Source organism: Salinicola rhizosphaerae (genome assembly GCF_014652715.1).
Classification (GTDB): Bacteria; Pseudomonadota; Gammaproteobacteria; order Pseudomonadales; family Halomonadaceae; genus Salinicola; species Salinicola rhizosphaerae.
Map to the genome: position 1 here is coordinate 247,161 of NZ_BMZI01000004.1, position 26,343 is coordinate 273,503.

Sequence of the window (26,343 nt, forward strand, 5' to 3'; positions counted from 1 at the left end):
CGTCGCCCAGATGTTCTGCCTGCTCTGCGACTAGAGCGTGCTGCGCGTCGAGTGAGGCGTGGTGAAAATCACCTGCAAAGTCGGCCAGTGAATCGCCCAACTGCAGTACCAACTGATAGTCACGCTGAATCGCCGCACGTCGCTCCGCCTTCGAAGGGCCCAGCAAGCGAACCTGTTCTTCGGTTACCTGAGGTAGACGCAGAGACTCGAGGGTTGCGAGCGTTGCCGACTTGTTCTCCTGGTAGCGATCGGAGACATAGAAGATCGTGACGCCGTGAGCATCGGCGTAGTCCAGGAAGGCGCGGGCGCCGGGAATCAGGCGGGGATGGCCGTCCTGCTCCCAGATTTTCCACGTATCCCAGGCGGTAAAGTCATGGCATGCCTGCATGTCACGCACCAGCAGCGCCGAGTTGTCGATCACGGTCTCATCGAGGTCGGTCATGATCGCCAGTTTGTCGGCATCAGGATGATCGGCGATTTTCTGCTGCAGCCTCGCGGTCGCCAGCGCGTAATTCTGTCGCTGAAGCGCTTCGATCTCGGCCGACTGCTGCTGGTAGCGCAGGGCCATGGCGTACTCCTGGGGCGCGCATTCGCCGGCGTTCTGCAGATCGCCCGCTTGAGCGACGGGTATCGCGACCAGTGCCATGGCGCCAAGAGATGCGCAGGTGAAAACGCCATGGGCGAAACGGTTGTGGATGCGGTGATTCATTGGATGTGTCCTCTGATTGATCCCTGGGCGGAACGAGCGTCTTAACCTACCCAGTCGTGACACCGCCTTCAAACCGACCGTCAATGCGGGTTCCGGTCCGACATCCGCTCACGCGGTAGCAGACGTCGACATTTCATCCGATTTTGAATTCACGAGCGCTCGTGACCCGTTGTCGGCGTGAAATCGCGATAGCGCCGTTATCTTCTGTGACTCGACGATCGTCAGTCTGAACCGGCCAACCTGTTCGCGCTGCAGTGCCGCGCGAGCGTCCAGTTCTCGGGTTGCCTGGCGGGTGCGCTCGGCGAGCGTGGCGTTGCGCTGCGTGGCGGCGTCGATGGCGTGAATCGCCTGGTCGATCTGGTGAATGCCGTCGCGCTGCTGCTGGCAGGAGAGCGTGATACCGTCCAGCAGCTCGCCGAGTCGTTCGCTCGAGGCGATCGCTTTTGCCAGTGTCTGGCCGGCACTGGCAAGCTCGTCCGTGCCTTGTTGTACCTGACGATGTGTGCCTTCGATCTGTTCGCGAATGGTGCGTGCCGCTTGCGCCGAGCGCGCCGAGAGTGAGCGCACCTCTTCGGCGACCACCGCGAACCCCCGCCCCTGGCTACCGGCGCGGGCGGCCTCGACCGAGGCGTTCAGGGCCAGCAGGTTGGTCTGAAAGGCGAGCGAATCGATCATCGAGATCACCTCCAGCGAGGCTTGGGAGCGCGAGCGCGCCCGCTGCATTTCGGTGATGGCGGCATCGACCTGACGGCCGCTGCCATCCAGCTGGCGGCGGCTGTCCGCCGCGAGCCGGCACCCCTGCTCGGCGTGCTCGGCGGTCTGGGCGACCGTCGCGGTAATCTGCGCCATGCTGGCGGAGGTCTGCTGGAGCGCCTGAGCCTGCTGCTGGCTCTCGTCGGTCAGCGCGTGGCTAGCCTCGCTGAGATTGGACGCATCGCCGCGAAGCGCGACGCTGCCCGTCTGAAGCTGGGAAACCAGCCCATGCAGGGCGCCTTGCATGGTGTCGACGCCCTCTTTCAGACGCCGCATCTCGCTGACGCCGCCGAGCGTCAGCCGGGGCCCCAGGTTGCCCTCGGCAATGTTCGCCAAATGACGCTGCACCTCGCCAAGCGGGCGCAGCAGATGGCGCTGAAGCATGAAGAAGGCAAAGCCGATGACCAGCGCCGTGAAACCGAGAGCGGCCGGTATGCCGAACTGCATCAGATCGACGTTGCGCGCCATGGCGGCGGCGCCCGCTTCGGCGGTTCGCCGCCCTCGGTCGGTAAGCGTGGCGAGCGCGGTATCCAGCGCTGACGTCAGCTCGTTGGCCTGGGCCACGCTCTGCTGATAGGCCGAAACGTCCCAGGCCTTCAGGGCATCGAAACCGGGCTGAATACCGCTGTCGATCAGCGCCTGAAAGCGCGCCTCGAGACTCTCCTGATCCGAAGCGCTCGCGGCGGCGGCGCTGACGGGGAGGTCGGATAGCGCGGTCTTCGCCTGCTCGAAGGTCGCTGTCGCGTTGGCCCAGGTCTTCTTGGCCGGTTTGACGCGCAGACGGTTGTAGTCGGTCTGGTAGCTGTCGAGCAGCACGCGAGTCTGCATCAGATCGGCGTAGACCTCACGCGCCGTGCCCAGGCGCTGCACGTTGAGCGCGTAGACGGCGTCGAACGCGCTCTGGGCCTGCTTCATGGCGAAGTAGCTGCCACCGCCGACGGCGGCGAGCAGTAAGGCAAAGATCACCAGCATGGCGATCAGGCCGCTTCGCAACGTGAAGCGGGGCAGGGGGACGCGAGGCAATGTCATGACGAATTTCCCGGAGCTTGAGATCGCAGTGCGAGATCGCGTCAGCCTGTCAGGAAAATGTCACGGTTTTATGACACATCGTTACATTGTCGCGAGGGCGCCGGATTGGTGGTCTGCCGGGATCAATTTCCGCTCGTCGCTGGGCGGTGTCATCGCCCGGCTACTGACGCTCATCCGCGGACGTATCGTCGCGCTGTTCGGTCTCTTGCGCTGCGTCGTTGTCGTCGGGTTCCTCGGGTTCCGGCGCGTTGGGGTCGGGCGTCTCCTCGTCCAGCCAGGTGCCGCAGAATCGGCAGTATCTGGCATCCCTTTCATGCCCTTCGTGGCCGCAGCCTGGGCACGCCTCGTCGGAATATCGCTCTTCGCGAATCGAGCGAATCACCTCCGCGGAGAAGACCCCGGTCGGTACGGCAATGATCGAGTAGCCGAGGATCATCATGAAGGCGGAAATGAACTGTCCCAGCGGGGTGACCGGGGCGATATCGCCATAGCCGACCGTGGTCAGCGTGACGATGGCCCAGTACATGGCGCGGGGCATGCTGGTGAAGCCCGCCTCCGGTGGCTCGATCATGTAGATCAGCGCGCCGAAGATCGTGATGATCAACAGCACGGTAGTCAGAAACAGAAAAATCTTGCGCTTGCTCCGCTGCAGCGCCTGCACCAGCATTCGCCCTTCGCCGACGAACTCCATCAGCCGCAGCACGCGGAAGACGCGCAGCACCCGTAGCACGCGCAGGACCAGCAGCGACTGGGCGCCGGGCAGGAAGAGGCTCAGCCAGGTCGGCAGGATCGCCAGCAGGTCGAGAATGCCGTAGAAACTTCGCAGGTATCGAAGCGGCCTTTCGAGACAGTAAAGCCGCAGCGCCAACTCCAGCGTGAATATCAGCGTAAATCCCCACTCCATGACCAGAAATATGTGCCCGAAGTGAGCGTGAAGGCTGGGGACACTGTCCAGAAAGACGATGCCGACACTCAATAGAATCAATGAGATAAGCGCGATATCGAATCCCTTGGCCAGCGGGGTATCGGATTCGAAGATGATCTGGAAAAGGCGTTTTCTGAGCGACGACTCGCCGGATTGCATGGATGTCATCCCGTTGGTTCAAGAAGAAAGGACCGACGAATGAGGATTGAGGAGGAAATTCATCTATTCCTCTCTGTTCAGTTCGCGATAACTCGGTCGATAATCCTAAATAGACTTGGCCTATTCGCAAACGGAAGATGCCGAAAAAGGCCAAACCAGCGGCTAGATTGCCACCGCGCAGTGGCGATGTGCCAAGGATGATCCTGACAAAGGATAGGGTAGCCATGATCGGGTTGATTCAACGTATTCTGATCGACCACATCGAAGAAGCCTACGGGGAAGAGACGCTCGCCGCCATCCGGCAGCGAGCGGGGCTCGAGACACTCGGTCGGCGAATCGATACCGACTACGCCGACGCCGATACGCTCGCGCTGTTCGCGGCGGCCGGTGAGCATCTCGGACTCGATCACGAGGCGATGATGACGCGCTACGCTGATCTGTTCATTCGCTGGACCCGTGTCCACTATCCGATGTTCTTCAGTCTTGCGGAATCCGCCCGGGCGTTCCTGGGACGTCAGCCGAGAATTCACGCCACGCTGGGCGCCGGCCTGCACGATGAAACCTTGAAAGCGCGGGTCAACGACAAATTCCGCGTGGTCGACGAGGATGAGGCGACGCTGACGGTCGAGTACCGCTCGGATAACGGCCTCTGTTCGCTGTATCGGGCGCTGTTTCTGCGGGTGCTGGAGGAGTACGGAGAGACCGGCGAAATCATCGAGGCACGCTGCAGGCACCGAGGCGACGAGTGCTGTCGCTTCGTGATGCATTTCGAGACAGCGCCGGCCCGCTCACCGGTCTCCGCTGGGGCGGGGGTGCTGCTGGAGGCAGAACTCAAGAAAGTGCCGGTCACGCGGGAGGCAAGAGAATGAAAGAACCCCCTCAATCGATCGCTTCCGAGCGTGAAACGCATCTGCTGGACCACGTCGATGCGATCAGCAATCAGCTGTGCCAGGCCGTGGAGGGCGGCTTCGATTTCCACGTGCACACCGATAGCGACGAGATCGCGCTGCAGAAACTGGCCCAGCTCAACAACTTCATGCTCGAGTCGGTGCGCCGGACCATCGCCGACCTCGAGACCTCGCGGGAGAAACTCGAGTCCCGCGTGGAAGAGCGCACCCAGCGTCTCAACCTGGTACTGACGGCGACCAACGATGGCGTCTGGGAGTGGGAGATCGACAGCGGCGACATGCTGCTCTCGGAGCGCTGGTCGAACATGCTGGGGCTGGCACACGAGGGCGAGAATCAGCGCCTCGAGGATTGGCTCTCGCGAATTCATGGCGATGACCGGAGCGAAGTGGAGCGCGCGCTTTACCGGCACCTGGATGGGCTGACGCCGTCGGTCAACGTCGAGTACCGCATTCGCGATGGACGCGGCGCCTGGCGAATGGTGCTGTGTCGCGGGCTGTGCCAGCGCGACGAGAACGGCCGTGCGCTGCGCATGGCCGGCACGCAGACCGACACGACCGAGCATCGGCTCTGCGATCCGCTGACGCTGCTGCCCAACGGCACCTATCTCGAGATCATGCTCAACGAGCGCCTGTCGGATCGCCGGCGGGCGCCGATGGCGCTGGTCAAGTTTCAACTGCTCAACGTGGCGTCGCTGTTCGACGGTGTGGCGGTCAACGACGCGTTGAGTGCGCTGCGGCGGCTGGTTCAGGGCATGCGTCGCCAGATCCCCCCGCGCATCCCGCTGGTGGCGCTGCCGGAACATACTTTCGCGATGATCTTCGACAGTAATTCTCAGGAGGTGCTGGAGGAGGCGCTGCTGCCGCTGGAGTCACTGCTGGCGGAGCCGGTCGAGATCGACGGTCAGCAGGTCTGGCTGTCTCACGTCAGCGGCGTCGCGGCGCTCGACAGCAACGAGCCGATCACGATCGACGAGTGGCGTCATCGCTCGCGCCTGGCGCTGGCCAATGCGCGGCTTTCCGATGTCGGCACGCGGCGCTACTACAGCGAACCGCTGCGCCAGTGGGAACGCCAGAACAGCCGGGCGGAGCAGCTGATTCGCGGCGCGCTCGCCGGTGATGGCGTGCGCTGCTTCGTTCAACCCATCGTCGACGCCAGCAGTGGCAAAATCCAGTGCTTCGAGGCGCTGATGCGGCTTCATGATCCGGTCGATGGCATCATCAATCCCGGCGCGTTCATCGATGTCGCCGAACGCTCGGGGCTCATCGCGCCGCTGTGGGAGCTGCTGATGGAGCAGGCGCTGCCGCTGCTCAAGGACGCAGCCGTGCGCGAGCGCTACGGTGAAACCTTCCTGCTGAGCGTCAATCTCTCGACCCGGCAGCTGATGGATCCCAATCTGCTCGACGTGCTGATCGCCGCATCCGAGCGGCATGGCGTTCCCTACCGGCGGCTGCAGGTCGAGGTCACCGAAACCTCGGTCCTGAGCGATCCGGTCAAGGCATTTCGCAGCCTGGATCGCATGCGGGCGGCCGGCATCAGCGTCGCGCTCGATGACTTCGGCAGCGGATACTCGTCGCTGGCCCAGCTAACCTCGATGCCGATGGATACGGTCAAGATCGATCGCGAGCTGGTGATGAATGTCACGTCGCTGCCGCGCAAACGCCACGTGCTCGCGGCGGTGGTCGCGCTGTGTCAGCGCCTCGACTATCGCGTGGTGGTCGAGGGCGTGGAGGAGCGCGACACGCTGGATCTGCTGCGCGAGTGGGACGTGACCGATATTCAGGGCTACTACTACGCCAAGCCGCTGCCGCTGGAGCGCCTGGTCGCGGATTTCCCGTTGCCGCGCCCGCATCGGCGACGAGACTCGAATCGGTCGGCGCAAGCGTCGCCATCGACGACCTGAGCGCCGATCAGGAAAGCGCCCGCCGCAGCGCCAGCCACGCCGCGCCGTGAAAGGGGATCTGGCCGTCGCGAATGTCGGCCAGCACGGTCTTGCCGTGAGCCTGCAGGGCGGCGGGCAGACGCGCGAAAAGCGCCTCGCCAAGGGCCAGAGCATGGTGTTGCCAGCGCTCGTCGCCGCTGTCCTGCCAGCTGTCGATCGCCTCGATCAAATCATCGAGCGTCGGTGCCGGGTTCGCCGCCGGCGCCCCCCAGCCTTGCGCCAGGTGCGCGGCGCGGCTCGCCTTGCTGTGATTGGCCGGGCGCGCAGCCAGGGCGCGCTGCTCGACGCCCGGGCCTGACGTCTGGCACAGCCGTTCGGCGAGCATCCACAGTGCGTCCGCGTCGCCAGCCTTGAGTTCGAGTTCCAGTTCGCAGATTGGCAGGAGGCGGTCGCCGACGCGTATCTCGCCCCGGTCGAGGGCGACTTCGATATCGCTCTCGCCTTCACGGTAACGCCATGAACGGCGGTCGAAGTCGGTCGTGAAGACGGGGGCCAGGCGGGCGAGATCGACATCGGCCAGCGCCGGGTGCGACAGCGCTTCGAGCCCGGCGATGTCCAGCCCTGCGGCGTTGCGCCTGGCGCTCGTGATCGGCCACTCCCACTCGCCGCGGGTCGACAGGCCGCTCTGGCTGGCGGCGGCACTCTTGAGCGTCTGTACGCAGGTTTCGCCCTGACGCCGCACGCGCAGGGCAATGCGCCGGGACTGCAGCGCGCCGTCTTCGCTGTCGTAATACTGGTTGCCTAGCGCGATCGTCTGCGATTCGCAGCGCGACAGGAGCGGATGTGCGATCAGGGCGTCCACGGCGCTCGGCGCCAGCGCCAGCTTGATCTCGATTTCGTCGCTCATGAGGGCTCCGGACTGGGAAAGGAGGCTTCGGGGTGACACGATGCAATGAACGGTGCCCGCGCGATCCGGGGCGAACATGAATTTTTCATGACGCCACCAGGTCCAGTCATTATACTGGCGCCGCCACTTTCAACGCATCCAGGCCCGGTAAGGTGAGTTCGTCATGGTGAGTACGAATCCGTTCTCCGCGCTGTTCGGCCGCTCGCCGTTCCAGCCGCTTCTGGCTCATATCGTCAAGACCAGCGAGTGCGCCAATCAGCTCCTGCCGTTCTTCGACGCGGCACTCGGCGGTGACTGGGAAGAGGCGAAGATCCATCGTGAAGCGATCACGAAGCTCGAGCACGATGCCGACGAATTGAAGACACAGCTACGGCTCAACCTGCCCAACACCATGTTTCTGCCCGTGTCACGCTCGGACTTGCTCGAGCTGATCAGCGTGCAGGACAAGATTGCCAACAAGGCCCGCGACATCACCGGCATCATGCTGGGGCGCAACATGATCGTGCCCGATGCCTTGGCAGAACCGATGCGTGACTATCTCAAGACGGCGGTAGCGACGGTCGACCAGGCGCGCAAGGCGCTGGAAGAGCTCGAGGATCTGCTTGAGTCGGGCTTCGGTCGCAATGTCTCGGATGTCATGCACAACTTCATCCGTGAGCTGCACGAGCTCGAGCATCATGCCGATGAGCAGCAGATCGCGATCCGCCGGCAGCTGTTCCAGCTCGAGGCCGAACTCCCGCCCGTCGATGTCATCTTCCTCTACAAGATCATCGAATGGATCGGCGAACTTTCCGACCGCGCGGAGCGCGTCGGCAGTCGCCTTCAGATACTGACGGCCCGCTGAAAAGCGGGTTTTCGTTTTCTACGTGTCCCCACGCCAACCATAGCGAACGGTGCCCATGTCCATCATCGCGCAACACGCTGATGCCTTCATCATTCTCGCCTGTGTCTTTGGTTTCTTCATGGCCTGGGGGGTCGGCGCCAACGACGTCGCCAACGCCATGGGCACCTCGGTCGGCTCGAAGGCGATCACCATCAAACAGGCGATCATCATCGCGGTGATCTTCGAATTTCTCGGCGCCTGGCTCGCCGGTGGCGAGGTGACCGAAACGATCCGTAATGGCATTGTCGATGCGTCACTGCTGACGGAGAAGCCGCACCTGCTGGTCTACGGCATGCTGGCATCGCTGCTGGCGGCCGGCGCCTGGTTGATGATCGCATCAATGAAAGGGTGGCCGGTCTCGACCACGCACTCCATCGTCGGCGCCATCGTCGGGTTCGCGGTGGCCGGGCTAGGGGTCGATTCCGTGCACTGGGATGCGATCGGTACCATCGCCTCGAGCTGGATCGTCTCGCCGCTGATCGCCGGAGTGTTCTCGTACGTGCTGTTCCGCTCGGTCCAGGTACTGATCTTCGACAATCCCGACCCGTTTGCGGCCGCCAAACGCTACGTGCCCGGATACATCTTTCTGGTCGGTTTCATCGTCTCGATGGTCACCCTGGTCAAAGGGCTTTCTCACGTCGGGCTGGACCTGACCTTCGGCGAGAGCCTGCTGCTGGCGGTGGCGTTCGGGGTCGTCATCATGCTGTTCGGCCTGCTGCTCGAAAACCGGATCAATCGCGGGGATCGCCATGCGCGCAACAAGCATGACTTCTCCAGCGTCGAGCGCATCTTCGGCGTGCTGATGATGTTCACGGCCTGTGCGATGGCTTTCGCTCACGGCTCCAACGACGTTGCCAACGCCGTCGGCCCGCTGGCGGCGGTCATAAACGTGGTGGAGAGCAGCGGTCAGGTCGACGGCTCTTCGGTGATGCCGTGGTGGGTGCTGGTGCTGGGCGGCGGCGGCATCGTCGTTGGCCTGGTCACCTACGGGCACAAGGTGATCGCCACGGTGGGTACCGGGATCACCGAACTGACGCCCAGTCGTGGCTTTGCGGCGACATTGGCCGCGGCCTCCACGGTGGTGCTGGCCTCCGGTACCGGGCTGCCGGTCTCGACCACGCATACGCTGGTCGGTGCCGTACTGGGTGTCGGTCTCGCCCGGGGCATGGCGGCGCTCAACCTTCGCGTACTCGGCTCCATCGTGCTCTCCTGGCTGATCACGCTGCCGGCCGGCGCGCTGCTGTCGATCATCTTCTTCTTCATGTTCAAAGGCATGTTCGGCTAGCCGGTCGGCCCACCAGCGCGCTCGGCTCCGGCTGTCGAGGCGCTCTGGTCCGGGCGTCGGAGCGCTCTGGTCCGGGCGTCGATACGCTCTGGTATAGTGGAAACTTCCTCGTTTTCAGCCATGCCTGCAGCCGGAGCGTCAATCCTTGGACTCGCGTTTTCCCTTCGTCGACTGGTTCCGCAATTCGTCGCCCTACATCAACGCCCATCGCGGCAAGACCTTCGTCGTTCTCGTCGAGGGCGAGGCGATGGCTTCCTCGCGCTGGGACCAGCTGCTCAAGGATCTGGCGCTGCTGCATACGCTCGGGGTTCGCGTGGTGCTGGTTTACGGTATTCGCCCGCAGGTAACGGCGGCGCTCGATGCGGTGGGGATTGCGCCACAGCGTCATGACGGCCGCTGGGTGGCCAACCGAGAGATCATGGATCACGTCGAGCGCCTCGCCATGCGTCATCGACTCGACCTCGAGGCCCGGCTCTCGCTGGGGTTGCCCAACACGCCGCTGCACGGCGTCGAGCTTACGGCGGTCTCCGGCAATCTCGTCACTGCCAAGCCGCTGGGCGTGCGAGAGGGGGTCGATTTCGACCGCAGTGGCGAGGTGCGGCGCGTGCGCAGCCAGGCCGTTGAAAGCCTGCTGGCTGGCGGAAACCTGGTCATCCTGCCGCCTCTCGGATTTTCGCGTACGGGCGAGGTGTTCGATCTCGATGCCTCCGAGATCGCCCAGCACGTGGCGATCTCGTTGAAAGCGGACAAGCTGATTCTGCTTGGAGAATCGGCGGGGCTGCATGACGAGAGCGGACAGCTGCAGCGCCAGCTGACGCCGGACGAGGCCGACGTGCTGCGACGGCAGGCGGCCTCTGGCAGCGAGTTATGGCGCCATCTCGGCGCGGCCTGCGAAGCGGCTCGCCACGGTGTCGGCCGAACGCACCTGCTTTCCTGGCGTGATCACGACGCACTGCTCGGTGAGCTCTTCACGCGTGACGGCGTCGGCACCATGATCACCCAGAACCGCTACGAGCAGCTGCGCCAGGCCGTGCTCGATGATGTCGGCGGCCTGCTGGCGCTGCTCAAGCCGCTGGAAGCGAGCGGGATGCTGGTCGCGCGCACGCGCGAACGACTGGAGCACGAGATCGACGACTACGTGGTCATCGATCGCGACGGGATGGCGATCGGCTGTGCCGCGCTCCACCGCTACCCGGAAGCGAAAATGGGCGAGCTCGCCTGTCTCGCCGTGCATACGGACTACCGACGCGGCGCTCGCGGCGAGACGCTGCTCTCGGAGATAGAGCGTCGTGCCAGGCGCCAGGGCCTCGAGCAGCTGTTCGCGTTGACGACCCATACGACCCACTGGTTCGTCGAACGCGGTTTCGAACTCGCCTCACCCGAGGCGCTGCCGCCACTCAAGCGCGAGGCCTACAATCAGGCTCGACGCTCGAAGGTTCTGCTGAAGTCGCTATAAAGCGACACCCGAAATCCGCCTTTTCGCGTGCTGGTGTCTTCTTTTTGCGACAACGCAAGTTGTTGATTGCATTGATTAGATCGAAAATCAGCCTTTATGCGTCGGTTTTTGGAGACGGATTTCGGTGGTTTTCGAAGGTCTTTGGCAGCAGCGTATAAACCTCCCTCCTCATGGTCGATGTGGTCTGTTTTTAAATTGCTGTAATTAAAGGTATTTTTAAAAACTGGCACGGCTTTGGCAATATCCTTTGTCGAGAGCGACGAGAAGCGGTTCACGAATCGGTTCTCGGCGAGTCTTACCAGAATCCTCGACAACCCTGTGCAGGAATCTGGCAAGACTCGACAGCGTCCGCTCCACGCGATGTGTGACTTAGGTTGCGATGAGACGGGTGCGGCCTTCGGGCAAGGAGATGCACCATTCGGGCAAGGATGCCCCGGCAAGGATGCCTTCCCCCTCCTGCGAGGGGACCCATTGCAGCCGGCCGCCATGATCGTTCACCGATCGGCGACCGGCTCGAGAACGAAGCGGACGGTTCGCCGTCTTGGCAGTCGAGAGCCCCTGAATGGCGCCGGATCGACTGTTGGCTTCGGAGCCTTCGGGCTCATGGAACGATCTCGAACAGCTGATTCAGGCAGTTCTTCAAGGTCGTTTCGACCCTTCAGTTCCCTGCGTACCTTGGGCCGGCTCTGCCGGCCCTCTTTTTTTGGGCGTTTTCAGGCGATACGGGATCGCCATTCAACGCAAGGGGTACGGTCGAACGCAGGGTGAATGCGATCAGCCCTGTGCTTAAAAACCGGAATGCGAGCAGGAACTCGGGGCTTCTTGCGCAAGAATCGCGCACTCCCGTTGGACATAGCGGCGAAATTGGCCGCGACATCGCTATGCGCCATGCCATCGGGGCGAATTCGGGATCGCATGGGCGTTCAATAAAAATGTTATCGTTGTGACACGATCCATGACAGCAATGGGTTTTCCCCACAGAGTCGCACTTATGACCACCGAGCTTTCACGCCGTTGGCGGCCACGCTCGCTTCTTCAGCTGGTTTTGCTGGCCTTCATCGTCGTGATGTTACCGATTGCGGTATTGATGTTTCAGGCCGGGCAGGCCCTGTCGGAACTCTCGACGTTGGCCGATCAGAGCGCGCGTCAGGCCGTCGAACAAACGCGCCGTGCCCGCATGCTCAGCACGCTGGCGCTGCAGATGGAACGCAGTGCCCGGCAGTATGCGGTCATCGAGGAGGAGGGGCTGCGTGATATCTACAACCAGAAGTCACGCCAGTTCGGCGAGCTGCTGGAGCAGCATCGCAGCCTTATGGGCGATGATGCCGACTTCCGTTCCCTTGCCGAACGCTATCAAGCGCTCAAGATCCTGCCGCGACTGCGCGGTGACGAGGAGATCGACGTAAACGCGGCAAACGCTGCCGCCGATGCTGCCTTGCCGGCGGCGGATACGCCTGCCGACGAGCTCCTCCAGCCCGAACCGCAGGCGGACACGGAGATCGAGACCGACAGCGCCGGCATGCAGGCGTTTCTCGATCGGTTTTCCGGGTTCGCCAGCGAGTCGGATGCGGTGCGCGAGGCGACCAATCAGCTGATCGACGAGCGCATTGCGGACATCCGCGAGCAGGCCAATTCGGTCAAGGCGCGACTGTGGATGCAGACGGCGGCGCTGGTCTCCGCCAGCCTCATGCTGATGCTCTTTTTCACCTGGCTGATCACGCGGCCCATTCGCCAGCTGGAGCGTCGAATCTTCAGCCTGGGTAGCGGCGAGCGCGATGGCAAGCCGACGCGGATTCAGGGGCCGGCCGAACTGGTTCAGCTCGGCGATCGGCTGACCTGGCTCTCCGGGCGCCTCAATGAACTCGAAGCGCAGAAGCAGCAGTTTCTGCGCCACATGTCCCACGAACTCAAGACACCGCTGGCGAGCATCCGCGAGGGCACATCACTATTGTCGGACGGTGTGGCGGGTGATCTCAACGAGCGCCAGGACGAGATCGTTCACCTGATCGACGAAAACGGCCAGGAGCTGCAGACGTTGATCGAGCAGCTGCTCGACTACAACCTGCTGCAGAACAGTCGCCGCATGAAGGTGACGCGGTTCGATGTCGCCGCGATGATCCAGGAAGTGCTGGCCAAGCACCGCCTGGCGCTCGACAACAAGAGCCTGACGGTCACCAGTCCGCATCATCCGCTCTCATGGCAGGCCGATCGCGAGCGCACCGCGCGCATTCTCGACAATCTGATCTCCAATGCCGTGGCTTACGGCGAGGATAACGGCGAGCTGGTGATCCGTATCGCCCATCAGCGCGACTGGCTGGTGCTCGAGGTCGCCAACAGCGGCGAGCCGATTCCTCAGGCTGACCGCGAACGTCTGTTCGAGGCCTTTTACCAGGGCAGCGTCAGGCGCAAGGGGCCGCTCAAGGGCTCGGGTATCGGGCTCTCGGTCGCTGCCGATTGCGCTCGCCTTCAGCAAGGGCAGCTGGCAGTGGTCGACGACGCCGAGCTGCCGGTCTGCTTTCGGCTCACGCTGCCCTGGGCTGAGCCGCAGCCCGGCAGGCACGTACACGATAACGATGCCGGACCGGTTTCACGAGTCCCGGCCGACGACGCAAGGAACGAAACATGGTCAACAGAGTGAGAGGCGCGCTGGCGCTGGCCGGCTTCGCCATGCTGGCGGGCTGCCAGTCGATCTCCAGCGAGCCGGCCCAGCCGTTCGGCTGCGGAGAGATCCCGACGTTCGTGGACAACGTCTGTCTGCTGGACTCCTGGGTCGGTTTCGGCCTGGAGGCCCAGCGCGGCGATGACGCCTGGCGCCAGCAGGCAGTGGGTCGCCTCTATGGTGATCGGCCCGATCAGAAGGCCGCCCGCGCGGTGGTACTCTCCTGGGATGGTCCGGGCGAGTGGCGTGAAGCCTCCAATCTCTACAAGGCGAGCATCGCTGAAGCGCCGCCGCGACTGCAGCCGCTGCTGCAGCAGTGGCTCAACGAGCTGGAAGAGCGGCGGGATCTCTATTCGCAGAGAGCCACCGGACGCAGTCAGCCGTCACCTGGCGCTCGCAATGCGCAGGCACTGAAGCAGGAAAACGAGCAGCTCAAACAGCAGCTCAAGGAGATGTCGGATAAAATGGATGCACTGACCGACATCGAGCGAACCATCAACTCACGCGACTGAGCCATCCGTGCGATGCCTGATGGCAGGTATCGCACCCCGACGTCCATCCGGCATCGAATCCGGGCGGGCGTGTCCCTGGCAGCGACGCCGGGGCCGGGCGATGGCAGGAGGTGTCCGTCCCATGCCAATGAATCACGAAGTCTCCAAGACACGCGCGGTGCGCACGCCCGCCATGCAGCCCGGCAGCTCGATGAACGCCGCGCATATCCTGCTGGTGGATGACGATACCAGCCTGCTTAAACTGCTCGGCATGCGCCTCGAAAGCCGAGGCTTTCGCGTCACGACTGCCGAGAGCGGTCGCGAGGCGCTGAGCCATATCCAGGAGAGCGCGCCGGACCTGGTGCTTTCCGACCTGCGCATGGACGAAATGGACGGCATGGCGCTGTTCCATGAACTGCAGCGCCGCGTGCCGGGCATGCCGGTCATCATCCTCACCGCTCACGGCTCGATCCCCGATGCGGTCACGGCAACTCGCCAGGGCGTTTTCAGCTTTCTGACCAAACCGGTCGATCGCGACGAACTGTTCGATGCCATCGACGAGGCGCTCGCGCAGACCCCGACGACGCGGGGTGAGGGCGGCGAGGCGTGGCGCAGCAAGATCATCACCCGCAGCCCGCAGATGGAGCGTATTCTGGAGCAGGCCTATATGGTTGCGGCCTCCGATGTCAGCGTGTTGCTGACCGGCCCTAGCGGCTCGGGCAAGGAGCTGCTTGCCAACGCCATGCACCAGGCAAGCCCGCGAGCGGACAAACCGTTCGTGGCGATCAACTGCGGCGCGCTGCCGGAGCAGCTGCTGGAGAGCGAGCTGTTCGGCCACGCGCGCGGCGCCTTCACCGGGGCGATCAGCCAGCACGAAGGGCTGTTCCTGGCTGCCGATGGGGGCACGCTATTCCTCGACGAGATCGGCGACATGCCGCTGACGCTGCAGGTCAAGCTGCTGCGCGCGCTGCAGGAGCGACAGATTCGCCCGCTCGGCAGCACCAAGTCGGTACCGATCGACGTGCGTATCATCTCGGCGACCCACCGGGATCTCGACCGCGCCATGCACGAGGGCGACTTCCGCGAGGATCTCTACTATCGCCTGAACGTCGTCAACCTCAAGCTGCCGCCGCTCAAGGAGCGCGCCGAAGACATCCCGTTGCTCGCCAAGCACATGGTGGCGCAGGTTGCCGTCAGACATAAGCCGTTCGTCAAAGGCTTCTCGCCGGAAGCACTCAACCTGCTCGCTTCCAGCGCCTGGCCGGGCAACGTCCGCCAGCTGGTCAATGTGGTCGAGCAGTGCGTGGCGCTGACCAGCACGCCGATGATCCCGGAAGCACTGGTGTCGCAGGCGCTCGCGGCCGAGGAGAACGCGCTGCCATCGTTCAGCGAGGCGCGCGCCGGGTTCGAGCGCAGCTATCTGATCAAGGTGCTCAAGATCACCGAAGGCAACGTGACTCAGGCCGCCAGGATCGCCGGGCGCAATCGCACCGACTTCTACAAACTGCTCTCGCGCCACGACCTCGACCCGAGCCTGTTCAAGCCGAGCGCACTGCCCGATCAGGCGAGCTGACGACTCACTCCAAACGAGTGCCGAGAAAGCCAAAGCCACCGTCGACGGTTTCAAGTGAACCAGTCGGCGGTGGCTTTTTCGTCATTACCATTCGGAAATTTATCGCGATACTTTGCGCCGGCACGCCTGAAGATTACCGATCGGTAATTTCTGGCGAAAATAGGCGGTCGATGTCCAATTTCTTCCCGAGCGGTAACTTTTGGCTGTCAGCTTTTTGATCAGACAGAGCCTAACGCTTCAGCCGCCGTTTCACTTCCAGCTTCAGGCGGCCCTCGCCAAGGCGGGCGGTCAGCGTCTGTCCTGGCTGCGTCTGGCTGGCGGCGCGGACAATCTGGCCGGAATCATCCTGCAGGATCGAATAGCCCCGGCCCAGCACAGCGAGTGGGCTGACGGCGTTGAGCTCGCGCGCGGCGCTCTCAAGACGCTGTCGAGCCTGTCGAAGTCGTGATTGCTGGGCCGCTTCGAGCCGCTGGTGCAGGCGGTCGACCTGCTCTCGGGATTGGCTCAGCGTGCGCGAGGGATCGTGGAGTGACAGGCGCCGAGCAGTGGCATCGAGCTGCTGACGGTCGCTCTTGAGGTGCTGGCTCATCGCCAGTCGCAGGCGGCGTTCCAGGCTCGAGAGATCCTGACGCTGCCGGGCGAGCCGTTCGCCAGGGTGGCGCAATCGAGCGCGCAGGTGGTCGAGCCGCTGAGATTCACCGTCCAGGCGGTTCTGCAGCGCGCGAGAGAGACGTCGGCGCTGCTGGGCCAGCGTGGCTTCCAGGTCACGGCGATCCGGTACTAGCCGTTCGGCGGCAGCCGAAGGCGTCGGCGCGCGTACGTCGGCGGCGAATTCGGCCAGGGTGAAGTCAGTTTCATGGCCCACTGCCGCCATCACCGGCAGGCCGGAATGAAAGATCGCACGGGCGAGATGCTCGTCGTTGAAGGCCCAAAGGTCCTCCAGGCTACCGCCGCCGCGGGTGATCAGAATCGCATCGAACGGCTCGATCGCCAGATCTTTCGCCTCTTTTTGGGCTTCGGCATCCCTTCGTGCTTGGCGATTGACTAGCGCCAGCGCGCGGATCATTGCCGGCGACGCGTCGCGGCCCTGCACCGGCGTCGGGAAGACACTGACTCGAACCATCGGCCAGCGAGCGGCGAGGACCGCGAGCGCGTCGCGGATGGCGGCTCCAGTGGGCGAGGTGATCAGCGCCAGGTGGCGCGGCGGGTAGGGCAGCTCGCGGGCGTTGGCAAACACGCCTTCGGTCTCGAGCTGGCGCTTCAGGCGCTCGTAGGCGGCCATCAGCTCGCCTTCTCCGCTTGGCTGCACCGCGTCGACGATCAACTGATAGTCTCCGCGGGGCTCGAAGATCGAGACCCGGCCGCGCACCTTGATCCGATCACCATCCTTCAGCGGCACACGAGAAAGGCCTGCTCGGTTGCGGAAGAACGCACAGCGCAGCTGCGCCTTGGCATCCTTCAGCGTGAAGTAGATGTGGCCGGATGCGGGCCGTGCCAGGCCGGAAATTTCTCCCTCGACCCAGCAGTCGCCAAAGCCACGCTCCAGCATCTGGCGGGCCTGGCGATTGAGGTCGCTGACGGAGATCGCTTGCGGCATCGGGGAGGGCATGGCGTGGTCCGGCGTTCCAGGGATTCGGTGATGATAGAGTTGGCGCGGTGTTCGGGAGCGCAGAGACCGTCATCTGCACGCGCCAGACTAACACGAACGCGGCCGCGGATCGGCCAGCAGCTCGCGTCAGAGAGTGAACCGATACGTCTGCCGACTCGACATTGAGCGCAGCCGACCAAGTGACTATAATGCGCGATTAACTTTTCGCAGCACCCGCTGGTTGGCCGCTCTCGACGCGGCTCGCGGCGGTCGTTGCCACCGGCCCCTCACCACCTGCCAAATTGGGTTTCCGACTATGCTACGTATGGCGCAAGAAGCTCTTACGTTCGATGACGTATTACTCGTACCCCGCTACTCGGATGTCCTGCCCAGAGACGTCGACCTCAGATCCCGCCTGACCCGCAAGCTGACCCTGAACATCCCGCTGCTCTCGTCCGCCATGGACACCGTGACCGAAGCGCGTCTGGCCATCGCCATGGCGCAGGAAGGCGGCATCGGGATCATCCACAAGAACATGACCGTCTCACAGCAGGCCGCGGAAGTGCGCAAGGTCAAGAAGCACGAGAGCGTGATCGTCAAGGACCCGGTTACCGTGGGTCCGAACGCCAAGCTGCAGGATCTGCTCGCGATGGCCGACGAATACGGCTACTCCGGCTTCCCGGTCGTCGAAGGCGAGACGCTGGTCGGCATCGTCACCGGTCGCGACATGCGCTTCCAGCCGGACCACAGCGATACCGTCGAAGCGATCATGACCCCGCGTGACAAGCTGGTCACGGTGAAAGAGGGCACCAGCCTCGACGTGATCAAGTCGAAGCTGCAGGAAAACCGCATCGAGAAGATTCTCGTCGTCGATGACAGCTTCCATCTGCGCGGTCTGGTCACCGTCCGTGATATCGAGAAGGCGCGCACCTACCCGAACGCCGCGAAAGACGCCGATGGCCGCCTGCTGGTCGGCGCCGCGGTCGGCACCGGCGCGGAAACCCCGGAGCGCGTCGCGGCGCTGGTCGAAGCCGGCGTCGATGCGTTGGTCGTCGACACCGCCCACGGCCACTCCAAGGGCGTGATCGACCGCGTGCGCTGGGTCAAGGAGCACTACCCGGACCTGCAGGTGATCGGCGGCAACATCGCCACCGGTGAAGCCGCCGTCGCGCTCGCCGAAGCCGGCGCGGACGCGGTCAAGGTCGGCATCGGGCCCGGCTCCATCTGCACTACCCGCGTCGTCACCGGCGTCGGCGTGCTGCAGATCACCGCCGTCTCCAACGTTGCCGAAGCGCTCAAGCCATTCGACATTCCGCTGATCGCCGATGGCGGTATCCGCTACTCGGGCGACATCGCCAAGGCCATCGTCGCCGGCGCCAGCACCGTCATGCTCGGCAGCATGCTCGCCGGCACCGAAGAGGCGCCGGGCGAAGTCGAGCTGTTCCAGGGCCGGACCTACAAGGCGTATCGCGGCATGGGCTCCATGGGCGCCATGTCCCAGAGCCAGGGCTCCTCGGACCGCTACTTCCAGAGCAAGGAAGAGGGTGTCGAGAAGCTGGTTCCGGAAGGCATCGAAGGCCGCGTGCCTTACAAGGGCCAGATGAGCGCCATCGTCCACCAGATGATGGGCGGTCTGCGCGCCTCCATGGGCTACACCGGCTGCCACGACATCGACGAGATGCGCACGCTGCCGGAGTTCGTGAAAGTGACCGGCGCAGGCATGGTGGAGTCCCACGTGCATGATGTGCAGATTACGAAAGAAGCGCCCAATTACCGCGGCGCTTAATGAACCATCTGCGCTCGCTCAGGCTTTGTTGAACGTCGGCTCGATATGCTCATTTACAAACACGTAAACTCCGCTATCTCGCCGCCGTTCGCCTCGCCTGAGCATCGCTCGAAGGGTTCCTTTCCGTGGTCGAGCCTATCCAGCAAGGGCTCAACCATTGCAACAGTTTCTAGCCATTTCCGGCTTTGTCAGCGGCGCCTAACAGCGCCGCTGTTTGTTTAAGCACTACATCCAGGGCTCATCCGATGACCGACATCCATTCGCACAAGATCCTGATCCTCGACTTCGGCTCCCAGTACACGCAGCTGATTGCGCGTCGCGTGCGCGAGATCGGCGTCTACTCGGAGATCCGCGCCTTCGATATCACCGAAGAAGAGATCCGCGAATACAATCCCAACGGCATCATCCTCTCCGGCGGGCCGGAATCGGTCTCCGAACTCGGCTCGCCGCGTGCGCCTGACTGCGTGTTCGAGATGGGCCTGCCGGTCTTCGGCATCTGCTACGGCATGCAGACCATGGCCGAACAGCTCGGCGGCGCCACCGAAGGCTCCGACAAGCGCGAGTTCGGTTACGCGCAGATCAGCGTGGCGGCGGAAGACGACCTGCTCGGCGGCATCAAGGATCACGTCGACCACGACGGCGGCGCGCTGCTGGACGTGTGGATGAGCCACGGTGACAAGGTCGCGCGCGCCCCGGCGGAATTTACCGTTACCGCCTCGACGCCGAGCTGCCCGATCGCTGCCATGACCTGGCCGGAAAAACGCTTCTACGGCGTGCAGTTCCACCCGGAAGTGACCCACACCCTGCAGGGCCAGCGCATTCTCGAGCGCTTCGTGCTGGATATCTGTAAAGCCGAACAGCTCTGGACCCCGGCGCAGATCATCGAAGACCTGAGCGAGCGCGTGCGCGAACAGGTCGGCGACCGCCACGTGCTGCTCGGCCTCTCCGGAGGCGTCGATTCCTCCGTGGTCGCTGCACTGCTGCACAAGGCGATCGGCGATCAGCTCACCTGCGTCTTCGTCGACAACGGCCTGCTGCGCAAGAACGAAGGCGACCAGGTAATGGAAACCTTCGCCAGCCATATGGGCGTCAAGGTCATTCGCGTCGATGCCGAGGACGAGTTCCTCGGCAAGCTGGAAGGGGAGAACGACCCCGAAGCCAAGCGCAAGATCATCGGCAACACCTTCATCGACGTGTTCGACCGTGAAGCTGCCAAGATCGACGGCGTCGAGTTTCTCGCCCAGGGCACCATCTACCCGGACGTGATCGAATCCGCCGCCAGCAAGACCGGCAAGGCCCACGTGATCAAGTCGCACCACAACGTCGGTGGCCTGCCCGAGACCATGAAGCTCAAGCTGGTCGAACCGCTGCGCGAACTGTTCAAGGACGAAGTGCGCAAGCTCGGTCTCGAACTCGGCCTGCCGTACGACATGGTCTACCGTCACCCGTTCCCCGGGCCGGGCCTCGGCGTGCGCATTCTGGGTGAAGTGAAGAAAGAGTACGCCGACATCCTGCGCGAAGCCGACGCCATCTTCATCGAGGAACTGCACAACTTCGACTGGTACCACAAGACCAGCCAGGCGTTTGCTGTGTTCCTGCCGGTCAAATCCGTCGGCGTTGTCGGCGACGGCCGCCGCTACGAATGGGTCATCGCCATTCGCGCCGTCGAAACCGTCGACTTCATGACCGCCCGCTGGGCGCATCTGCCGTATGAGTTACTGGAGAAAGTCTCCAACCGCATCATCAACGAGATCAGCGGTGTATCGCGCGTGACCTACGACGTCAGCAGCAAGCCGCCCGCGACGATTGAGTGGGAGTGAACGTCGCTAATCATTAGCTAATGCCAGTATGAATACAAAGCCCATGATTTTAATGGGCTTTTTTTATAGCTGACACTACCCAAGCTAGTTAGATTGAACCTGAATGAATTATCCCTAGCGACTTGGTGGAGCAATAGTGCGCCACGCATAGCATCGAAGTTCAGCAAGCAATTCATCAGGCTGCGATCAAGTTGGCCGCCCTGGAGTTCATCGACCAGGAAACCGCCCGGCAGGTTTTGCCAGTCGCGGAGGCGGTCTCCAATATGTTCACGATCCTGTACTACCAGGCTGAAACTGGCCGAGTGACGCCGGAGGACTTCCAGGAGGCGTTGGACACTATCCGCCAGGTGACAAGGAGGTAAGGCAAAATACGATGGACGATAAGACAAAACGAATAACGAGGAAGAGCAGTACACCTATCAAGGTGTACTGCTTACCCGAGGAAAAGGGACATATCAAGGTGCAAGCAAAGCGAGCAGGCATGAGCGCTGCGCATTATCTGCGTGAGGCTGGACAAGGCTACAAGATCAAAGGGGTGGCCGATTGTGAGCAGGTCCCGGAGTTGGCCCGAATCAATGGCGAGCTTGGCCGTTTGGGTGCCTATTGAAGCTATGGCTGACCGATGACGTGCGAACTGCCCAGTTCGGCCAGTCAACAATCCTTGCTGTTCTCAGTAAGATCGAGGCGACGCAGGAGAAAAGGGGTAAGATCATGACCAAGATTGCTATGCCGAGGTCTGATCTATAAAAAGGCAGTAATGCTGGCTCTCAAATAGATGCTTCACTATATTAATGTTCGTAAAAAATATGGATAGGTTTGTTTTGGGAGGGAGTGCATTGTCTAGTATAAGTTATCCTTATTCGGTTTCTGTTGTTGATGCCATCAAAAATAACTATGAGTCATTTAGATTCGAGACGCATCATCTTTCCCATAAAGGATTGTATACAGATGGTGAAAGAATTTATGCAGTTATTCAAGAGGTTCTCGGTGATGAAGAAAAGAGGGTTGCATTAGAGAATCGCTATGAGGAGTTTAGAACGATAGCGATTCCTCCCGTAGTCATTGTTGGTGAAAAGCTTCCTGATTTTATCAAGATTCCACTTAGAGACTCTTTCGAAAAATCCCACTTGTTTGGTCAGCCGCTTGTTATGGATGAGTTTATTAATCAGTTAAATATTCACATCCCTAAAAAGTATCATCCATTTAATGCTGATATGAAGTGGGGTGCGAATGAGTTTAAAATTGTACTGAAGAATGAAGTAACTAATGATGAGAAAGGAGAGATTCAGCTTATATGTGAGTCTTTAGGTCATCAGGGGTTTGATTATATTTTCGAGGTCAATCCAGAGATTAGTGATTATCCAGGAGTAGTCGATTTCAATACTAACTCTAGACATAATCTTCAAATTGTAGCTAGCGGTCTAATTCAAAATCAGTTTTCTCGAAATATTTTGGATAGGTACGAGGAAGATGAAGAATTTTGGGTTGAAAATAGGAAGAATATTTTTAGTGGTGATGATGTAAATCGTAATAATATATATTTGCCTAATGATTTTTTGAGGGGCACTAAATGCTTCGTAGATGCTTCAGTATTCGAGCGCAGAAACTTGAGGGTATATTTATCTCTTTATGAGAAGATTGTTATAGCGCTGCCATTTAAATCTAAAGAAAGAGATTTTTATGGGATGTTTGGTATAAACCCACTTGAGTTAAAGGAGCTTATCACTAGAGGTAGGCTGCTTTTTGTTGTGCCACAGAATTTAGCAAGATACTCGCAAAGCCTATTGCAGGAAATTATAGAGGCAAACCCGAATTCAATAATATTCTCTAGACGATTGGCAGCAACAGCAATTCAGGGTGTTCAAAAGAAGACTGGCATTGTTGGTTCCACGTTTTCAAGTGATGAACAATATGATTTTCTCTATTATTGTGCGAGGTCTAATAACGAAGGACTCAAGTTTTTAGCAAAGTCTCTTTCTGAACAATGGCAGTTTTTAGAGTATATGATAGATAAAGAAGGCGCTGCCTCTGTTTTTAGGGCCGGATTTTCTAATTTGGCTACTAAGCTATTTGAAGCTAAAGGAAAGGATTTATCCATTGAGCTTGCTACAGCCAGCTCTAGCTTTGAGTTTGCTCAAGGATTAAATGCACATCACTTTCCATTTGATTCCGAGCAGTATTCAGAGGTTGCGGCTTGCGAAGCTGTTAGTGGTCTTTATAGTGGAGTAATTGACAACTCTCAGTTTATTAGAGAGTCTGAAATTAGCATGCTCTTGGAGAATGTTTTAGCAATTAATAATGATATGAATGTACTAGAGCTGGATGATGCTCTTACTAGCAATAGCCTTAGAGCCATCCCTGATATATTGAAAGGGTACTCCAATTTAAGTAATGATGAGCTAGGTTTAAAATTGTATGAACTTAGAAAAGAACTCATGCAAATAGAAAGAAATAGAGGAAATTTAGCAGCTTTAGATTTCACTGGAGCATTTGGGCCATTAGTAGCCGGAGCAGTCATGGAATACAATGGTGTTCCTGGTGGTGCTTATGTATCTCTTGGTGGCTGGTTGTTAAAGGCATTGTGCCACTATAGTGGTCAGTCAAAACTAGCTGATAATTCTATATTTACACGGTTATCTAGCATTAATCACAGAGTGTCTCAAGACGCTATTATCATTAAAAGGTGTCGAGACTCTATTGGGAAGTATTAATAATTTATTTCTGGTCTACGGGGGAAGTTGGTTGGTGGAGACTAAAGAGCGTGGTTTAGAAATAGAGAATAAATCACATGATATAAATAACTTAACGGCGGATTCTGAAGGCCCAGCAGTACGTCGACTTTCTCCTGGCGAGCTAGAAGAACTGCGTCAGGACATGGCGGAATCTTCAGCTTGGGCCAAGGCAGAACTAAAACGCCGACGAGACGCAAAAAATCAAAAAAATTCTGTACATGGTATAGATGATGGTATCGAGAAAGTTTGCATTTCTAACTAGCTGTTATTTAGATGTATTTTGTTCTCGTTGATATTAGAGTGGGTTACACGTTGGATTCTTGCTGTACTAAATGGTAAAAGTATAATTAAGACCATATTTGCATAGGCTTTTTTGTAGGTTCTTGAGTGAGTTTGAGCTTGATATAGGGATAGGATGACGTGAATGTTCGTCCAGACGAGCGCACGAGAACCCCACTGGCTCGGTCACTTATACCTCATCATGAGCCCATTTCATGATGAGGTGAAAACCTATCGCTTTTCATGCATCCAGCGTGTCTGGCATAAAGTGCTCATCTTCTCGATGACGGACATCCCGGAACCTGTTGATCGAGAACGCCAGACACTGAATTGACGGGCACTGGCGCGCCACGGTGGCGCCAATGCCTTTCTCGACCAATAGGGTGCTTGTTCGCGATGAGCCAAGATTTCACATTCCATATCAAGCGCATTCGCTTCGACGAAAACTATCGTCCGGCCGACAACACGCGCGCCACGACCAATTTTGCCAACCTGGCAAGAGGGGAGAGCCGTCAGCAGAATCTGCGTAATGCGCTGACGATGATCGCCAATCGTTTCAATACGTTGGCACACTGGGACAATCCCACGGCGGATCGTTACGCGGTCGAGCTCGATATCATCACCGGCGAGTTGAGTCTCGGCACCTCAGAGGAGGTCGATACCTTCCCGGCGATCGAGATCCTCAAAACGACGATCGTCGATAAACAGACCGATAAGCGTATCGACGGCATGGTGGGGAATAACTTCTCTTCCTACGTGCGCGACTACGACTTCAGCGTGTGGCTCTCCGAGCACAACAAGGATCGAACCGAATTTGGTATTCCCGAAGGATTTGGCGATCTTCACGGCAAGCTGTTCAAGCTGTTCGTCAACTCCGAGGCGTATCGGGAGATCTTCGACAAGCCGCCGGTCATCTGCCTCAGCGTCTCCAGCAGCAAGGTCTACCGCCGCACGGAAAATCAGCACCCCGTTTTAGGTGTCGAGTACGAGAACGATGAGTCCTCCTTGACGGACTTCTACTTCGGCAAGATGGGAATGAAGGTCAGGTACTTCATGCCCCCGCATGCGGTAGCGCCGCTGGCGTTCTATTTCTCCGGTGACCTGCTTTCCGATTACACGGATCTGGAGCTGATCAGCGCCATCAGCACGATGGAGACGTTCCAGAAGATCTACCGCCCCGAGATCTACAACGCCAATTCGCCGGCAGGCCAGCGTTATCAGCCCAGCCTGAAGCATCAGGACTTTTCACTGACGCGAATCGTGTATGACCGGGAAGAGCGCAGCCGCCTGGCGGTCGAGCAGGGCAAGTTTACCGAGGAGCATTTCATCAAGCCCTACCAGGCACTTCTCCGAGATTGGTCTGCCCATTATTCGCTTTAATTCATCAGGAATTCAGGTCGTTTTTCATGAAAAAATTGTTACCGACATCGACTGCCGGCAGCCTGCCGAAACCTGCCTGGCTGGCAGAGCCCGAAAAACTCTGGTCGCCCTGGAAGCTGGAAGGCGATGAACTGGTCGAGGGTAAGCAGGATGCGCTGCGGGTGTCTCTGCACGACCAGCAGCAGGCCGGAATCGATATCGTCAGTGACGGCGAGCAGACCCGCCAGCATTTCGTGACCACGTTCATCGAGCACCTGAACGGTGTCGATTTCGAAAAACGTGAAACAGTGAAAATTCGTGATCGCTACGAGGCGAGCGTGCCCTCGGTCGTTGGCCCGGTTTCGCGCGATAAGCCAGTATTCGTGGATGACGCGACATTTCTGCGTCAGCAGACTCAGCAGCCGATCAAGTGGGCACTGCCGGGGCCGATGACCATGGTCGATACGCTCTTTGACGGCCACTACAAGAGCCGTGAAAAGCTTGCTTGGGAATTTGCCAAGGCGCTGAATCAGGAAGCCAAGGAGTTGGCGGCGGCAGGTGTCGATATCATCCAGTTCGATGAGCCGGCGTTTAACGTCTTTTTCGACGAAGTGAACGACTGGGGTATTGCTGCACTGGAAAAAGCCATCGAAGGCGTCGAGTGCGAGACTGGCGTGCACATCTGCTACGGCTACGGCATCAAGGCCAACACGGATTGGAAGAAGACCCTGGGGTCCGAGTGGCGCCAGTACGAGGAAATCTTCCCCAAACTGCAGCAGTCCAACATCGACATCGTTTCGCTGGAGTGTCAGAACTCGCATGTGCCGATGGAGCTGATCGAGCTGATTCGTGGCAAGAAGGTGATGGTCGGTGCCATCGACGTGGCGACCAATACCATCGAGACGCCGGAAGAAGTCGCCGAGACGCTGCGCAAGGCACTGCAGTTCGTCGATGCGGAAAACCTCTACCCCTGCACCAACTGCGGCATGACACCCTTGTCTCGCCGGGTGGCCCAAGGCAAGCTGAGCGCCTTGAGTGCCGGCGCCGAGATCGTCCGCCAAGAGCTTCTGGCCCGCTAACGGTCCTCTCATCCGTCAACGGTCTTCCAGTCCGCCGACGGGAAGCCGGACATCCACGGTTTGTCGGCAGATTCGCCGGCGAC

Annotated in this window: 22 protein-coding genes; 16 read left to right on the forward strand and 6 right to left on the reverse strand. The window is 60.2% G+C overall.

The window, feature by feature from the left end:
* The 3 genes from IE125_RS09870 to IE125_RS09880 form a co-directional block, all read right to left on the reverse strand.
* Positions 1 to 709 (reverse strand): HAD family acid phosphatase (locus tag IE125_RS09870; protein ID WP_189444496.1); only part of this gene is annotated, 709 nt, incomplete at its 3' end.
* Positions 710 to 817: 108 nt separating this feature from the next.
* A complete protein-coding gene (locus IE125_RS09875; protein WP_189444497.1) occupies positions 818 to 2,491 on the reverse strand; it encodes a methyl-accepting chemotaxis protein in 1,674 nt (557 codons plus the stop codon).
* A gap of 160 nt (positions 2,492 to 2,651) precedes the next feature.
* Positions 2,652 to 3,584 carry an ion transporter gene (locus IE125_RS09880; protein ID WP_189444498.1) on the reverse strand — a complete coding sequence of 311 codons (933 nt, stop codon included), beginning with the start codon at positions 3,582 to 3,584 and terminating at the stop codon, positions 2,652 to 2,654.
* Between the two features lie 215 nt (positions 3,585 to 3,799).
* Here IE125_RS09880 and IE125_RS09885 point away from each other — a divergent pair, with 215 nt between their 5' ends.
* Positions 3,800 to 4,444, forward strand: a complete 645-nt coding sequence (locus IE125_RS09885; RefSeq protein WP_189444499.1) for a heme NO-binding domain-containing protein — start codon at positions 3,800 to 3,802, stop codon at positions 4,442 to 4,444.
* Complete coding sequence (locus tag IE125_RS09890; protein WP_189444500.1) at positions 4,441 to 6,384, forward strand: EAL domain-containing protein; 1,944 nt, start codon at positions 4,441 to 4,443, stop codon at positions 6,382 to 6,384. The genes IE125_RS09885 and IE125_RS09890 overlap by 4 nt, the downstream gene beginning before the upstream one ends.
* A gap of 7 nt (positions 6,385 to 6,391) precedes the next feature.
* On the opposite strand, the gene IE125_RS09895 is transcribed toward IE125_RS09890, so the two are convergent.
* Positions 6,392 to 7,270 carry a CYTH domain-containing protein gene (locus IE125_RS09895; RefSeq protein ID WP_189444501.1) on the reverse strand — a complete coding sequence of 293 codons (879 nt, stop codon included), beginning with the start codon at positions 7,268 to 7,270 and terminating at the stop codon, positions 6,392 to 6,394.
* A gap of 163 nt (positions 7,271 to 7,433) precedes the next feature.
* Between IE125_RS09895 and IE125_RS09900 the strand changes: the two genes are divergently transcribed.
* The 3 genes from IE125_RS09900 (at position 7,434) to argA (ending at position 10,894) form a co-directional block, all read left to right on the forward strand.
* The gene (locus IE125_RS09900; RefSeq protein ID WP_189444502.1) at positions 7,434 to 8,114 is read left to right on the forward strand and encodes a TIGR00153 family protein; all 681 of its coding nucleotides are present in this window, start codon (positions 7,434 to 7,436) and stop codon (positions 8,112 to 8,114) included.
* 55 nt (positions 8,115 to 8,169) lie between these two features.
* Entirely contained in the window at positions 8,170 to 9,438 is a 1,269-nt protein-coding gene (locus tag IE125_RS09905; RefSeq protein WP_189444503.1) for an inorganic phosphate transporter, read from the forward strand.
* 145 nt (positions 9,439 to 9,583) lie between these two features.
* A complete protein-coding gene (argA, locus tag IE125_RS09910; RefSeq protein WP_189444504.1) occupies positions 9,584 to 10,894 on the forward strand; it encodes an amino-acid N-acetyltransferase in 1,311 nt (436 codons plus the stop codon).
* Here the strand turns inward: argA and IE125_RS09915 are convergent.
* Positions 10,855 to 11,169, reverse strand: coding sequence for a hypothetical protein (locus IE125_RS09915; protein WP_189444505.1), 315 nt, complete (start codon positions 11,167 to 11,169; stop codon positions 10,855 to 10,857). The two genes, argA and IE125_RS09915, sit on opposite strands and share 40 nt — an antisense overlap.
* A 716-nt stretch (positions 11,170 to 11,885) precedes the next feature.
* Between IE125_RS09915 and IE125_RS09920 the strand changes: the two genes are divergently transcribed.
* The 3 genes from IE125_RS09920 to glrR all read left to right on the forward strand — a co-directional run bounded on the left by IE125_RS09920 (position 11,886) and on the right by glrR (position 15,617).
* Positions 11,886 to 13,532: a sensor histidine kinase gene (locus IE125_RS09920; RefSeq protein WP_189444506.1), complete on the forward strand. Its 1,647-nt coding sequence runs from the start codon at positions 11,886 to 11,888 to the stop codon at positions 13,530 to 13,532.
* Positions 13,517 to 14,065 (forward strand): hypothetical protein, encoded by a 549-nt coding sequence (locus tag IE125_RS09925; RefSeq protein WP_189444507.1) that lies wholly within the window; start codon positions 13,517 to 13,519, stop codon positions 14,063 to 14,065. The genes IE125_RS09920 and IE125_RS09925 overlap by 16 nt, the downstream gene beginning before the upstream one ends.
* 190 nt (positions 14,066 to 14,255) lie before the next feature.
* Positions 14,256 to 15,617: a two-component system response regulator GlrR gene (glrR, locus tag IE125_RS09930; RefSeq protein ID WP_189444790.1), complete on the forward strand. Its 1,362-nt coding sequence runs from the start codon at positions 14,256 to 14,258 to the stop codon at positions 15,615 to 15,617.
* A gap of 229 nt (positions 15,618 to 15,846) precedes the next feature.
* Here glrR and xseA read toward each other — a convergent pair whose 3' ends face one another.
* Positions 15,847 to 17,226 carry an exodeoxyribonuclease VII large subunit gene (gene xseA / locus IE125_RS09935; protein ID WP_189444508.1) on the reverse strand — a complete coding sequence of 460 codons (1,380 nt, stop codon included), beginning with the start codon at positions 17,224 to 17,226 and terminating at the stop codon, positions 15,847 to 15,849.
* Positions 17,227 to 17,521: 295 nt separating this feature from the next.
* Between xseA and guaB the strand changes: the two genes are divergently transcribed.
* The 8 genes from guaB (at position 17,522) to IE125_RS09975 (ending at position 26,260) form a co-directional block, all read left to right on the forward strand.
* Entirely contained in the window at positions 17,522 to 18,991 is a 1,470-nt protein-coding gene (gene guaB / locus IE125_RS09940) for an IMP dehydrogenase (protein ID WP_189444509.1), read from the forward strand.
* Positions 18,992 to 19,236: 245 nt separating this feature from the next.
* A complete protein-coding gene (guaA, locus tag IE125_RS09945) occupies positions 19,237 to 20,811 on the forward strand; it encodes a glutamine-hydrolyzing GMP synthase (RefSeq protein ID WP_189444510.1) in 1,575 nt (524 codons plus the stop codon).
* A gap of 152 nt (positions 20,812 to 20,963) precedes the next feature.
* Entirely contained in the window at positions 20,964 to 21,173 is a 210-nt protein-coding gene (locus IE125_RS09950) for a type I toxin-antitoxin system ptaRNA1 family toxin (RefSeq protein WP_189444791.1), read from the forward strand.
* Between the two features lie 11 nt (positions 21,174 to 21,184).
* A complete protein-coding gene (locus IE125_RS19490; protein WP_444544486.1) occupies positions 21,185 to 21,418 on the forward strand; it encodes a plasmid mobilization protein in 234 nt (77 codons plus the stop codon).
* Between the two features lie 229 nt (positions 21,419 to 21,647).
* A complete protein-coding gene (locus tag IE125_RS09960) occupies positions 21,648 to 23,522 on the forward strand; it encodes a hypothetical protein (protein WP_189444511.1) in 1,875 nt (624 codons plus the stop codon).
* Positions 23,509 to 23,805 carry a hypothetical protein gene (locus IE125_RS09965; RefSeq protein ID WP_189444815.1) on the forward strand — a complete coding sequence of 99 codons (297 nt, stop codon included), beginning with the start codon at positions 23,509 to 23,511 and terminating at the stop codon, positions 23,803 to 23,805. Before IE125_RS09960 ends, IE125_RS09965 begins: the two co-directional genes overlap by 14 nt.
* A 413-nt stretch (positions 23,806 to 24,218) precedes the next feature.
* Complete coding sequence (locus IE125_RS09970; protein ID WP_189444512.1) at positions 24,219 to 25,202, forward strand: DUF1852 domain-containing protein; 984 nt, start codon at positions 24,219 to 24,221, stop codon at positions 25,200 to 25,202.
* 26 nt (positions 25,203 to 25,228) lie between these two features.
* Entirely contained in the window at positions 25,229 to 26,260 is a 1,032-nt protein-coding gene (locus tag IE125_RS09975) for a methionine synthase (protein ID WP_189444513.1), read from the forward strand.
* Positions 26,261 to 26,343: the final 83 nt, after the last annotated feature.

What these genes read in the sequence shown, in the direction of transcription:
- IE125_RS09875 (WP_189444497.1), bottom strand. Translation starts at nt 2,491, where the DNA reads ATGACATTGCCTCGCGTCCCCCTGCCCCGCTTCACGTTGCGAAGCGGC.
- IE125_RS09880 (WP_189444498.1), bottom strand. Translation starts at nt 3,584, where the DNA reads ATGACATCCATGCAATCCGGCGAGTCGTCGCTCAGAAAACGCCTTTTC.
- IE125_RS09885 (WP_189444499.1), top strand. Translation starts at nt 3,800, where the DNA reads ATGATCGGGTTGATTCAACGTATTCTGATCGACCACATCGAAGAAGCC.
- IE125_RS09890 (WP_189444500.1), top strand. Translation starts at nt 4,441, where the DNA reads ATGAAAGAACCCCCTCAATCGATCGCTTCCGAGCGTGAAACGCATCTG.
- IE125_RS09895 (WP_189444501.1), bottom strand. Translation starts at nt 7,270, where the DNA reads ATGAGCGACGAAATCGAGATCAAGCTGGCGCTGGCGCCGAGCGCCGTG.
- IE125_RS09900 (WP_189444502.1), top strand. Translation starts at nt 7,434, where the DNA reads ATGGTGAGTACGAATCCGTTCTCCGCGCTGTTCGGCCGCTCGCCGTTC.
- IE125_RS09905 (WP_189444503.1), top strand. Translation starts at nt 8,170, where the DNA reads ATGTCCATCATCGCGCAACACGCTGATGCCTTCATCATTCTCGCCTGT.
- IE125_RS09920 (WP_189444506.1), top strand. Translation starts at nt 11,886, where the DNA reads ATGACCACCGAGCTTTCACGCCGTTGGCGGCCACGCTCGCTTCTTCAG.
- IE125_RS09925 (WP_189444507.1), top strand. Translation starts at nt 13,517, where the DNA reads ATGGTCAACAGAGTGAGAGGCGCGCTGGCGCTGGCCGGCTTCGCCATG.
- glrR (WP_189444790.1), top strand. Translation starts at nt 14,256, where the DNA reads ATGAACGCCGCGCATATCCTGCTGGTGGATGACGATACCAGCCTGCTT.
- xseA (WP_189444508.1), bottom strand. Translation starts at nt 17,226, where the DNA reads ATGCCCTCCCCGATGCCGCAAGCGATCTCCGTCAGCGACCTCAATCGC.
- guaB (WP_189444509.1), top strand. Translation starts at nt 17,522, where the DNA reads ATGCTACGTATGGCGCAAGAAGCTCTTACGTTCGATGACGTATTACTC.
- guaA (WP_189444510.1), top strand. Translation starts at nt 19,237, where the DNA reads ATGACCGACATCCATTCGCACAAGATCCTGATCCTCGACTTCGGCTCC.
- IE125_RS19490 (WP_444544486.1), top strand. Translation starts at nt 21,185, where the DNA reads ATGGACGATAAGACAAAACGAATAACGAGGAAGAGCAGTACACCTATC.
- IE125_RS09970 (WP_189444512.1), top strand. Translation starts at nt 24,219, where the DNA reads ATGAGCCAAGATTTCACATTCCATATCAAGCGCATTCGCTTCGACGAA.
- IE125_RS09975 (WP_189444513.1), top strand. Translation starts at nt 25,229, where the DNA reads ATGAAAAAATTGTTACCGACATCGACTGCCGGCAGCCTGCCGAAACCT.